This window comes from Bartonella sp. SL320, assembly GCF_059687635.1.
The window spans coordinates 1,086,823-1,099,194 of the sequence record NZ_CM185143.1 but is presented as its reverse complement, the minus strand read 5'-3'; the positions used below and the strand labels follow the sequence as shown (position 1 = coordinate 1,099,194).

Below are 12,372 nucleotides of genomic sequence, written 5' to 3'. Positions count from 1 at the left end.
AAAGTTTGAATTTTTAGCATTTTGATTTATTGGCGATGACTTTAATTACTTCTGTTTTATAAGTTTTTAAAAGCTTTTACTTTTATTATGAATAAGAAGGTTAGAACTTATATATTAAACGGCATGCTGATGGTGCCTATTAAATAGAGAAATAGATTAAGAATGTGATATTAAAGATAGTTATAAGATATTGATAATATTTTAGATCGTGTTAGGTCTTACATGTTTGTTATTGGGGTAGAAAATAGAATATAAAAATCATCGCTTTTATAAGGTTTAACATTTTTAAAACACTGTTAAAAAAAGCAATAAATTATTCATACCCTATCTATATGACATCATTTTCATTATAAACATTGTAGATTTTAAAAGGTATTCTCATGACCGCTCGTCCATTTGATGATTTTCGTGCTTTGCTTACAAATTTACCTGTGGCTGATGAGTTTTCTATAATTTTGGCTAAAAAACGGCAAGAAAATTTAACAAAAGCACGAGGAACATTAGGGAAACTGGGAGATATTGCTGTTTGGTATGCGGGGTGGAGAGGTACGGAAAAACCTATTGTAACGCGACCTTTGGTCGCTATTTTTTCTGGAAACCATGGTATTGTAGAAGAGAATGTTACACCATTTCCACAATCTATGACACAAAAGATGGTCGAAAATTTTTCATCTGGTGGTGCTGCTATCAACCAAATTTGTATAGCTTATGATCTTGGATTAAAAGTTTTTGATTTAGCACTAGAATATCCAACAATGAATATTACAAAGGATGCTGCAATGGATGAACGAAGTGCGGCTGCTACAATGGCATTTGGCATGGAATCTATTGCTGGCGGAACAGATCTTTTGTGTATCGGTGAAATGGGGATCGGAAATACAACAATAGCTTCAGCTTTATGTTTTGCATTATTTGGTGGAGAAGTTGAAGAGTGGACAGAAAATAATATGGGGGCTGAAGACGATTTTGATCAGCGTAAAATAGCAGCAGTTAAGACAGCGATCGCTTTGCATAAGGAGCATTTTAATGATCCCTTTGAGATAATGCGTCGCCTAGGAGGACGTGAAATTGCTGCTATGGTTGGTGCTATTTTAGCAGCAAGAATGGAAAAAATACCCGTTATTTTAGATGGTTTTGTGGCAACAGCTGCTGCTGCTATCCTTTATAAAATGCATCCAAGAGCGCTTGAACATACTCTTGTTGGACATGTTTCTTCTAAGACAGCTCATCGTCGACTTTTGAAAAAAATTGGGAAAGAGCCACTCCTAGATTTAGGGATAGGCCTTGGTGAAGGAACAGGAGCCGCTATGGCTGCTGGTATCGTTAAAGCTGCCGTTTTAACACATGCGCAAATGGCGGTTTTGGAACAAGAAAGTCTGAGTACCTAAAAGGATGATGAGAAGAATATCAAAAAACTCTTAAGAGTTTTGTTCATTCGCCTTTTCGTGTAATTTAATATAATTAAGTGGAAGTTCTGTTGTATATTTAATCTGTTCCATTGCGAAAGAGGATGAAACATCACGGATGTCAATTTTAGAAATTAATTTTTTATAAAAAAGATCATAAGCTTCAATATCGGGAACAACAACACGCAATAAATAGTCAATATCTCCACTCATTCGATAAAATTCAATGACTTCACGAAATTCTTGTACAATTGTTGAAAAACGCTTAAACCATTCATGACTATGGGTGTTTGTGCGAATAGAAACAAAAACCGTGACATGCGCATTGACTTTTTCTGGAGAGAGAACAGCAACACGACGCTGAATAACGCCATCTTCTTCAAGTTTTTGAATTCTACGCCAGCAAGGAGTGGTCGAAAGTCCTACTTTTTTAGCAATATCAGCAACAGAAAGTGTAGCATTTTCTTGCAGAAGGTGTAAAATTTTTCGATCAAGACGATCCATATTTTTTCTCAATATTTTAATTTATAAAAATTTACGCACTAAACAACGCAGATATACAACAAGCTCATCATTAAACCATGGATTTTTCTGTAACCAAGAAGTATTTCTCCATGATGGATGAGGCAAAGGCATAACATTATAACCTCTAGGTTGCTGTATGGAAAGAATATTCCTCCAGTCTTTAACGGTTTCTGAAACAGTCTTATGTTTTAACTCTGTAATATGCCACTTTTGTGCATAACTTCCAATAGCAAGAACAAGCTTTATTTGCGGCATCGCTTGAAATATCTTTTCATGCCATATTTCACGACATTCACGTCTTGGTGGCAAATCAGCTTTATTTTTGTCATACCCTGGAAAACAAAATCCCATAGGAACAAATGCAAAGAGAGACCTATTATAAAATTCTTCTTTTGTTACATTAAGCCAATCACGTAATCTTTCGCCAGAGCGATCATTAAAAGGGATAGAGGTTTCATGAACACGCAAGCCTGGTGCTTGTCCTGCAATGGCAATAGAAGCCGTATGAGATAAATAAACAATAGGATTTGGTTCATGAGAAAGAGGAGGAAAATAATGTGGTTGTTGGATACACACCCGACAGGAATAGATTTCTTTTTCAAGTTTAATGAGCTGATTATATTTTTTCATCGGTAAAAAATAAAGAATCTCTCTCTTATTCCATGCGAGGATTCGCTTTGCGCCATTCTTTCGGTCGTTGAAAACTTGATGCCCATATTCCCCTTTTTTTTCTTTTAGCTTCTTGCTCCTCTTTAGGGTATCCATAATAGCTTACAGCCCAACCATTCTGTACAAGCGCCGCATTGATATTGTTAACATGTTTCGTTTTACATGTTGCAAGGATACGGTGGTATTTATCTGTTTTATGCCAGTGACATGTAACAGTTTGATTTTCTAGCAATTGTTCTAAATATTTTTTTGCTTCAAGACCACAAGGGTAGCGTGCCTCCTTTTTTCCACACAATTGGTGAAGTTCAGGGGCATCAATTCCAAGCAATCGAATCTTAATAAAAGAAATCATGATGGAATCGCCATCAATAATGAGCGCTTTTCCTTCAACAGAATTTTGAGAAGAAAATTTTTCTTTTTGAGAAACTGGTTGAGTCTGCTTAAAATAAGTTGCCATAATGACAACTATACTAGCAGCGATTAAAATACTAAAAACGACACTTTTTTTAAAACTTCTTAAGCCAAGATGAGAAAGAATTCTTTTCATGAAAAAATAGAGAAACTGCAACCGTCATTATAACCCATTTTATTGAGTATTGCTTATAACCCTTTCAAAAAACTTTTATTCATATGACAAAATAACATCTCGTTCTAATGAGAAAATTTTTTTAGATATTATAACAATCAAATACTCATGCAGTATGATATGTAAGCAATTTAAACAATAAATCAACTTAACTAAATTTGTACAGAACATACAAATTTAAAGTTATATAGATTCTAAAGTGAATTCTTTAAGGAAACAAAAATCACCCCTCAGACAGTAACTTTGAAGAGCAATAACCTCACATTTTTTCTGGAATATAAAACCTATCAACAATGAGCGGCTTATTTATTTAATTTTTGTTTCCTTAAATTCAACGTGCTTTTTTACAACTGGATCGTATTTACGTTTGCTCATTTTATCTGTCATTGTGCGGCTGTTTTTCTTTGTTACATAGAAAAAACCAGTATCTGCAGTTGATAAAAGCTTGATCTTAATGGTTGCTGCTTTAGCCATAATGTAAAAACCCTATTTATACTGAAAAAAATATTACCACTGTCAAAAATTATTTCCGACATCATCAGATTTTCCGGCAACAGTACGGATGTTCTTAAAAAAGTCAAGAGCTGATTAATTTTCTTATAAGTTGGATAAATACCAAAATAACATATAAACCAAAAAAAACAGCCATAGCTATTGAAAAACCAAAGGGATGAAAGATATCCATAAATTTTCCGATAAAAGTAGGTCCGATGAGCATGCCAATTCCATAGCAAAAAATAAAAGCAGAATTAGCAGCAGCAAGTTCTTGGCCCTTGAGGCGTGCCCCTAAATGTGCAAGACCAATAGTATAAAGGCTTGCAGATACACCCCCAAGAAGGAATAGATCAGTCATCAAAATCCATGGATATTGAATAATCCATGGTGCCATGAAAGTTCCCGTAAAACCTAATATAGCGCAACTGATTAGCGGGTAGCGTCGATCTTGGGCATAATCACTTATCATGCTGATAGGAATTAAGAGCAAGACATTCCCAAGTGCAAGCGTTGCCATAAAATGTGCTGCTTTATTCTCATCATAACCAATGGATAAACTAAAGGGTGTTATAAGAGTCAATGCCCCCATTTGAATAGCACCATAAACAAGGACAGCCATCATTGCGCTTGGAACATGAAAAAGATAACGAAAAAATGGCGTATATTGGCTTTTTTGAAATTCTGGACTTAATTTCCAAGCGGCAAAAATTGGAATAGCAGCAAGTATAATAAGGCTATAGCCAATGCCGAAAGGAATAAATCCTTGTGTTCCTACTTTTATTAGCAGCGTTGGACCTACGGCAAATCCTAATCCTAAGACAATAGCATAAATGGAAAGAACCAAACCACGTTTTTTAGGGGGAGCATAACTGTTGATCCAAAATTCTGACAGGATAAACATCACTGTCATCGTAAAGTGTAATATAAACCTTAAAATGAACCAAACCCATATGGATTCGAAAAAATAGAATCCTAGAAAACTTAAAGATCCTATAACCATCATAAGCAATATTGTTTTAGAAATTCCTAAGCATAAGGCGATTCGCGACGTAAAAATAGCGGCAATAATTGTAGCGATACCGCCAACTGTTCCGCTATAACCGATCGTACTGTTGGAAAATCCTTTCTCTGCCATAAGAAAAGAGACAAGTTGTGTTCCCATTCCCAATGCTATTCCAACAGTACCAATGGTTGCAATAGCGGCAACAATTGCACGCAAAGAATTATTTTGAGGGGCTAAAAATTTTTTCATAAGAATAGTTTAAGAAACTTTTGTTTACTCGAACAATGAAGAGGAAAACTGAAATAAAAGAAAGATTAAATAATCTTTTTTAGATTTTTTCAATTCATTGAATATAAAAAACTTTGCAAGATTTAATATATTTATTATAGATAAAAAATATTATAGATATAAAACGCATGGATTTATATGCTAAAAAAAGCATATTGTATATATAAATAATCTCAATTATAGGAAGTTTCTTATTTTAAAGCATTATTATAGTATTTTTATTAAATGTGCTCTTGGATAGAAGGTCAAGGGGCTTATTTTTTAAGGATTATAATTTAAAATAAAATCATGAAAATTTAAGAAATATTTTTAATTAATATTTTTTTCTTCCATAAAAACGATGCTTTTGTTTTTTTAATTTGTTTTTATGGTAGGAGCTCGATGAGAATTTAATTGGACGAGGTTCTGTTAAGAGCTCAAAGCTTAAAGCACCAGCAAAAGGTTGTACCGTTATAAGTCTTACTTCTACAATATCACTAAGCTGATAGCCTTTATGGCTATGTTGTCCTATAAGAACATGTTGCGCTTCATCGAAATGATAATAATCATTTTTAAGTGTAGAAATAGGGACAAAACCATCTGTATTGAGTTTATCAAGTGAGATAAAAAGACCTGCTTTTATAACTCCAGAGATGCGCCCTGTAAAAACACGGCCGATTTTACTGGTTAGATAATGAGCCACAAGCCGATCAATGGTTTCTCTTTCAGCCATCATTGCACGACGCTCGTATAGAGAAATTTGCGCAGCAATTTCTGCAAGATTTTGTTCTTGGGTATCTGTTAATTGATCATTGCCTAATTTGAGAGCTTTTATCAATGCCCGATGAATAATGAGATCAGCATAGCGACGGATTGGTGATGTAAAATGTGTATAATTTTGTAAATTCAAACCAAAATGGCCACTATTTTTAGGATTGTATTCTGCCTGTGATTGTGAACGCAAAATAACTTGATTAACCAATTCTTGTTGTTCGGTATGAGCAACCTTTTCTAAAATTCTATTAAGGCGTGCTGATGTTAATTCTGCACTTTTGGAGAGGGATATTCCTAAACTTTGAAGAAAATTCCGCAATATTTCTTGTTTGGCAAGAGAGGGTTTATCATGAATACGATAAATGAGGGGTTGGTGATGTTTTTTTAATGTTTCAGAAGCTGCAATATTGGCTTGTATCATAAACTCTTCAATTAAACGATGAGCTTCTAAATGTTCCTCACTTACAACATCTTGGATGCAGCCATTTTGATCAAGAATAATCTTTTTTTCTACTATTTCTAATTCTAGTGGTTGTCGACGATCCCGCGCAATTTTAAGGCACGCATAAGCTTCCCATAAGGGTTGTAAGATAGTCTCAAGCAGGGGTGCGATTTTTTTATGGATATGTCCTTTTCTTGCCAATTGCACCTCTTGATAGGAGAGTTTGGCTTTGACACGCATCATAATACGATGAAAACTATGTTTTTGTTTATGACCATTTGCATCAAAAATCATACGAACGGCTAAAGCAGGTCTTTCTTTTCCTTCACGCAGAGAACATAAATCATGAGAAAGGCGTTCAGGCAGCATTGGTACAACAGTATCAGGAAAATAAACAGAATTTCCACGTTTTAATGCTTCTTTATCTAAAGCACTTCCTGTTTTGATATAGTAAGAAACATCGGCAATGGCCACAATAATAATCCAACCACCATGATTTGCAGGGTCCTTGTCCTTGCTTGCATAGACCGCATCATCATGGTCTTTTGCATCTGGTGGATCAATCGTAATAAAGGGCAATTGTCGCCAATCTTCGCGATTATCCATATTGGCCGCTTTGATATGTTTGACCTGCTCAAGAACACTTTCAGGAAAAATATAAGGAATTTCTTTTGAAAGAAGAGCAATCATTGAGAGTGTTTTTTCACTCTCAATATGTCCTAAAACATTTTTTATTTGCGCACTTTTTAGTCCATAACCAGTATTTTTTGTTATTTCAACTTCAACAAAATCCCCCGCTTTGACCTTCATTTTTGAAGACATTTCAACCATGAGTTCATTGTTTTTGCGGTCTATAGGCTCAAGACGCCATTGATTATTTTCTAACTTTCGTACAACACCCAATATGCTCTTTGGAGATACTTCGATCTTACGAATAATTCGCCCCGTATAAGAGGGATTTTGAGAATTTTTATTTCGAAAAACTTTTACAAGAACATGATCCCCAACGCCAATGCTCCCTCCTTTTATGTGACGAAAAGAGTGTATTTCAATATTGGGCTTTGGCGTACCTTCCCATTCAAGAGGTTGTGCAATAAAACTGCCATCTTTATCACGCTCGCTAATTTTTACTAAAGCAATAGGGGGTAATTTTCCCTTGTTTATTCCTCTTTTGCGCTGTTTAGATATAAGATTTTGATCCTTTAAGGCACGCAATATATCTTTAAGCCAAATACGAGAATTGCCTTTTAACTTAAAAGCTTTGGCGATTTCTCGTTTGCTTGATCGGTCAGGGTTCTCATTGATAAAGGAAAGAATTTCTTCCTTAGTGGGTAATTTTTCTCCCTTGACTGAGGAAAGGCATTTTATATTTTTTTCATTTTTAGCCAAAGTTTATGTCTCTTTTGTTTTTGCTTTTGTTTTGGAAGAAGTTCTTTTTGACGTTGTCTTTTTACGCGATGCTTTAGCCGATATAAGTTCTAATGCCTCTGAAAGAGTTACACTAATAGGATCTTTATCTTTTGGCAATGTTGCATTAATTTTACCCCAATTGACATAAGGACCATAACGTCCATTGCGCACGGTGATAGTTCCTCCTTCTGGATGCTCCCCTAATGTTGCCAATGCCGCAGATGTCGTTCTGTTTTGCTTGGTTTTATTTTCTTGTTGTTCTGCCAATACTGTAACAGCGCGATTGATACCAATATCAAAAACTTCATCTGCATCAAGAAGGCGCGCAGATTTTCCATTATGACTAAGGTAGGGACCATAGCGTCCGATTGTCGCCGTGATTATTTTACCAGTTTCAGGATGAATACCAACTTCACGGGGAAGAGATAGTAAAGCCAAAGCTTTTTCAAAGGTTATATTTTCTGCCTGCCATTCTTTTGGTAGTCCTGCACGCTTAACTTCTTTGCCTTCACCCAGTTGAATATAAGGACCAAAGCGACCATTGCGAAGAGAGATATCTTTTCCTGTTTCAGGGTCAATACCAAGCATAATAGGTTCGTCATTGCGTACAGCTTCATTCTCTTCTCCTGTATCTGTACCCAGTTGACGTGTGTATTTACATTCAGGATAATTAGAACAGCCAACAAAAGCACCATAACGACCAAGTTTTAATGATAATTGACCATTTTTACAGAGAGGACAGGAACGTACATCACTTCCATCTTCGCGTTCAGGAAAGGCGAGAGGGGCTAATGTTACATTTAAAGCATCAAGAACATTAGCGATACGCAGTTCTTGAATATTGCTAATAGATGCATTAAATCCATCCCAAAAATCGCGTAATACATCTTTCCAAGAAAGTTTTCCATCAGAGATAAGATCCAACTTTTCTTCAAGATCTGCTGTAAAACCATATTCTACATAGCGATTAAAGAAATTTTCAAGAAAGGCTGTAACAATACGCCCCTTAGCATCAGGAATGAGCTTCCGCTTATCAATAACAATATATCCACGATCACACAATGTCGCCAATGTGGAGGCATAAGTTGAAGGACGACCAATTCCTAACTCTTCAAGCTTTTTAATTAACGAGGCTTCAGAATAACGAGCAGGGGGCTCTGTGGTATGTTGTAAAGATTCAACTTTTTCTTTTGTAAGTGCTTCACCCGTATTTATTTGTGGTAAACGTGTTGATTCATTTTCTTCATTATTTTCTTCGTCTCGTTGATCCGTATAGATGGAAAGAAATCCGTCAAAACGAATAACAGATCCTGTTGCACGAAGATTCGCACGCTCTTGTCCATGTTGTGCTTCAATTTCAACGGTTGTACGTTCAACTTCAGCAGAACGCATTTGGCTAGCAATCGCGCGCTTCCATATCAGTTCATAGAGTTTTGCCTGATCGCTATCGAGAAAATTACGGACCTGGGTTGGAGACCGTTGAAAATCTGTTGGGCGGATTGCTTCATGGGCTTCCTGGGCATTTTTTGCCTTTGTTGAATAAAAACGTGGCTTTTCAGGAATATAGTCTTTTCCGAAAGATTCATGAATTACTTTTCTTGCAGCATCAATGGCTTCTGGCGCTATTTGCACACCATCGGTACGCATATAAGTAATAAGCCCTGCTGTTTCACCATTAATTTCAATGCCTTCATAAAGTTTTTGGGCAATTTGCATTGTACGAGAAGCTGAAAAGCCTAATTTCGAAGAAGCCGCTTGTTGTAGTGTAGAGGTTGTAAAGGGAGGAAAAGGATTTCTTTTTGTGGGTTTTGCTTCAACACTAAGTGTCTGATATTGGGCCTTCTCCAACATAAGACGAATTTGGTCGGCTTGTTCTTGAGATTGAATATCAAGTTTGCCAATCTTCCTTTGATTAAACGTTGTCAATCTTGCTTGGAAAAGATCATTTCGGATGGTTTTTAACTGTGTTGTAATAGACCAATAATCTTCTTTGATAAAATGTTCTATTTCTGATTCACGGTCACAAATAATACGCAAAGCAACCGACTGAACACGCCCAGCCGAGCGGGCACCAGGAAGTTTACGCCATAAAACCGGTGAAAGTGTAAAACCAACGAGATAATCGAGAGCACGACGTGCAAGATAAGCATCGACAAGTGATGTATCAATATCACGTGGATTATCCATAGCATCAAGCACAGACTTTTTGGTGATAGCATTGAAGACAACCCTTTTAATAGGTTTATCTTTTAAAACTTTTTTTTGGCGAAGAACATCCAGAATATGCCATGAAATGGCCTCTCCTTCACGGTCAGGGTCTGTTGCTAGAATGAGGCTATCGGCTTCTTTAACAGCTTTTGCTATTTCATTTAAACGTTTAGCAGCCGCAGAATCTATATCCCATTTCATCGAAAAATCTTGATCTGGTAAAACAGAGCCATCTTTTGCAGGTAAATCACGAACATGTCCAAATGATGCAACAACTTTGTATTGAGACCCAAGATATTTATTAATTGTTTTTGCTTTTGCTGGAGATTCAACGATAACGATATTCATAATTTTACCCGAATATTGAAATAAAAAACTTTTTTATAAACGCCTTTCATGTGAATAGCTAATGGCAATTGCTTAAGAACACATAAAAAAAATATTAGCCATATAAAAAACATGAATATTGTACAACTTGTGATTGTTATTATTAAAACGCACCCTATATAAAATTACACGATTTATTTTCCACTGTTATTACAAAAACGTACGGCGAAATACTAAGATAACGTCTATTGAGAAGTAGGAGGGGAAATGCTCAAGGATAGAGGATTATGTTTATAAATCATTTGAAAGTTATCCAATATATTACAGATATGTCAAAGCAAATGAATCAGATGGCGCGTCAGGCGCATAGTCCGCTTTTAGCATTGCTTTTGGATATGGTTGCCAAAGAAGGGCAAAGCATTATTAATAGTGCTGAGACTCTTGGGGAAGATCAAGATTCGACAATGACACACAACCACCAGAGTGTCGAATAAGCTTTCCAGCAAGCTCGAGTTCTACCAAAAAGAGGTAGAGAGTTGGGAGCGAAACACCGGAGTGAGTACTGAGTGTGTCTATGTCTATTGGCGTTGTTGAAAGAGCACAGAGAACTGCTGCGCGTGCTGCATCATCATCTGTTAGAGAGGGATGAGAGTTTTTTTCGTCTTCTGAATTAAAATTCTCTTTTTCAAGTTGTTGTAAAGAGGATGATTCTTCAAAAAAGTTGAGTTGAGAATTGGGAGGCGATGAAATTAATGGCGTAAGGGTTTCGATGATGTCAGAAGGATGTGTAGTGAGTAGAGCACCGTCCTTGATAAGGTTATTTGTACCAACAGATCTTGGATCAAGTGGAGAACCGGGAATGGCGAAAATCAACCGTCCCATTTCGGCTGCTTGACGCGCCGTAATTAAGGACCCTGAGCGCAATGCGGCTTCTACAACCAAGAGGCCAAGTGATAAAGCAGCAATAATACGGTTTCTTCTGGGAAAATCGATAGCGCGCGGCTTCCAGGAAATAGGCATTTCGCTGATGATGGCTCCACCATTGGCGATGATATCTTCATATAAATTTTTATTTTCAGGAGGATAGATATGATCAATTCCCCCAGCCATGACGGCAATAGTGCCTGTTTTTAAACTTGCTTGATGCGCAATGCTATCAATTCCACGAGCGAGTCCAGAAATTATGACAAAGCCTGCTTCTCCAAGAAAATGCGCAAATTGAGCCGTAAGCTTTTTTCCAGCCGCTGAAGCATTTCGAGAGCCTATAATTCCAACAGAAGTTTTTTGAAAAATTGAAACATTACCTTTGATCGCAATCAGTGGTGGAGGGGATTGCGTAACCTTAAGAAACGCTGGATAATCTGGTTCCCCCATACAGATAAATCGAACACCTAATTTTTCAGCTTTTTGTATTTCTTTTTCTGCATCTTCTAAGCTTGCTATTTTAATAGACGCAGAACCACCCCCTTTTCTACTAAGCTCTGGCAACGCTGCTAAAGCGTTTTCTGCTGTTTTATAATGATCAATGAGATTGCGAAAACTAACTGCACCAATATTTTCACTGCGTAATAACCGTAACCAGCTTAAACGTTGATGATCAGTAAGCAGAATTCCTTCATTTATCTCCGTTTTGCGTACCAATCTTACTTTCTTTCCCAATTAATAATCTACTGATATTTGCAGAATGTTTTATAAATACAAATAAGCTCATCACAATGAGCATACAACAGAAATAAGAATCGGAAAAATAAAAAACAAATATCGGCGTGACCGTAACAGCAACAAGCGCAGATAGTGAAGAATAACGCATGAGGAGGAAAATAGCACTCCATACAATCATAAAAATAATAGCTGCAGGCCAATAGACTCCTAAGCAAACGCCTAGATAGGTCGCAACCCCCTTGCCCCCTTTAAATTTAAGCCATACGGGAAAAAGATGTCCTAAAAATGCAAAAAAACCGGCTAGAGAAACAAGAATACTATTGTCTAGCGGATCACTAAAGAATTTTATAATGAAAACAACGATAGCTCCCTTCAGCATATCACAAAGAAGGGTTAGAGCAGCAACTTTTTTATTTCCTGTTCGTAAAACATTTGTTGCTCCAATATTGCCGGAACCGATTGTTCTTATATCGCCAAGTTTGGCCAATTTCGTAAACAGAAGACCAAATGGAATTGAGCCAATGAGATAAGATATGAGGAAAATAAGCCATGGAGTGGATTGAAAAAATATTTCTGCTTCATTCATGTAAAAATCTCA

At 36.5% G+C, this 12,372-nt stretch carries 11 protein-coding genes; 2 read left to right on the top strand and 9 right to left on the bottom strand.

Features of this window, described 5'->3' with window-relative positions; translation table 11 throughout:
* The first annotated feature begins 380 nt into the window (after positions 1-380).
* Positions 381-1,388, top strand: coding sequence for a nicotinate-nucleotide--dimethylbenzimidazole phosphoribosyltransferase (gene cobT / locus AC6ER8_RS04535; protein WP_497077591.1), 1,008 nt, complete (start codon positions 381-383; stop codon positions 1,386-1,388).
* Between the two features lie 30 nt (positions 1,389-1,418).
* Here cobT and AC6ER8_RS04530 read toward each other — a convergent pair whose 3' ends face one another.
* The 7 genes from AC6ER8_RS04530 to topA form a co-directional block, all read right to left on the bottom strand.
* Positions 1,419-1,910 carry an Lrp/AsnC family transcriptional regulator gene (locus tag AC6ER8_RS04530; RefSeq protein WP_142416796.1) on the bottom strand — a complete coding sequence of 164 codons (492 nt, stop codon included), beginning with the start codon at positions 1,908-1,910 and terminating at the stop codon, positions 1,419-1,421.
* A gap of 21 nt (positions 1,911-1,931) precedes the next feature.
* Positions 1,932-2,561, bottom strand: coding sequence for a uracil-DNA glycosylase family protein (locus AC6ER8_RS04525; RefSeq protein WP_497077590.1), 630 nt, complete (start codon positions 2,559-2,561; stop codon positions 1,932-1,934).
* A 25-nt stretch (positions 2,562-2,586) separates the two neighbouring features.
* Entirely contained in the window at positions 2,587-3,147 is a 561-nt protein-coding gene (locus tag AC6ER8_RS04520) for a thermonuclease family protein (protein ID WP_497077589.1), read from the bottom strand.
* A 345-nt stretch (positions 3,148-3,492) separates the two neighbouring features.
* Complete coding sequence (gene rpmG, locus AC6ER8_RS04515; RefSeq protein WP_004864083.1) at positions 3,493-3,660, bottom strand: 50S ribosomal protein L33; 168 nt, start codon at positions 3,658-3,660, stop codon at positions 3,493-3,495.
* A gap of 103 nt (positions 3,661-3,763) precedes the next feature.
* Positions 3,764-4,933: an MFS transporter gene (locus tag AC6ER8_RS04510; protein ID WP_497077588.1), complete on the bottom strand. Its 1,170-nt coding sequence runs from the start codon at positions 4,931-4,933 to the stop codon at positions 3,764-3,766.
* Positions 4,934-5,285: 352 nt separating this feature from the next.
* Positions 5,286-7,556 (bottom strand): ribonuclease R, encoded by a 2,271-nt coding sequence (gene rnr, locus AC6ER8_RS04505; protein ID WP_497077587.1) that lies wholly within the window; start codon positions 7,554-7,556, stop codon positions 5,286-5,288.
* A 3-nt stretch (positions 7,557-7,559) separates the two neighbouring features.
* Positions 7,560-10,133 carry a type I DNA topoisomerase gene (gene topA, locus AC6ER8_RS04500; protein WP_497077586.1) on the bottom strand — a complete coding sequence of 858 codons (2,574 nt, stop codon included), beginning with the start codon at positions 10,131-10,133 and terminating at the stop codon, positions 7,560-7,562.
* 266 nt (positions 10,134-10,399) lie between these two features.
* Here topA and AC6ER8_RS04495 point away from each other — a divergent pair, with 266 nt between their 5' ends.
* A complete protein-coding gene (locus AC6ER8_RS04495) occupies positions 10,400-10,606 on the top strand; it encodes a hypothetical protein (protein WP_244979417.1) in 207 nt (68 codons plus the stop codon).
* Here the strand turns inward: AC6ER8_RS04495 and dprA are convergent.
* Positions 10,536-11,771 carry a DNA-processing protein DprA gene (gene dprA / locus AC6ER8_RS04490; protein ID WP_497077585.1) on the bottom strand — a complete coding sequence of 412 codons (1,236 nt, stop codon included), beginning with the start codon at positions 11,769-11,771 and terminating at the stop codon, positions 10,536-10,538. The two genes, AC6ER8_RS04495 and dprA, sit on opposite strands and share 71 nt — an antisense overlap.
* On the bottom strand, positions 11,728-12,360 hold the full coding sequence (gene plsY / locus AC6ER8_RS04485) for a glycerol-3-phosphate 1-O-acyltransferase PlsY (protein WP_497077584.1): 633 nt from the start codon (positions 12,358-12,360) through the stop codon (positions 11,728-11,730). The genes dprA and plsY overlap by 44 nt, the downstream gene beginning before the upstream one ends.
* Positions 12,361-12,372: the final 12 nt, after the last annotated feature.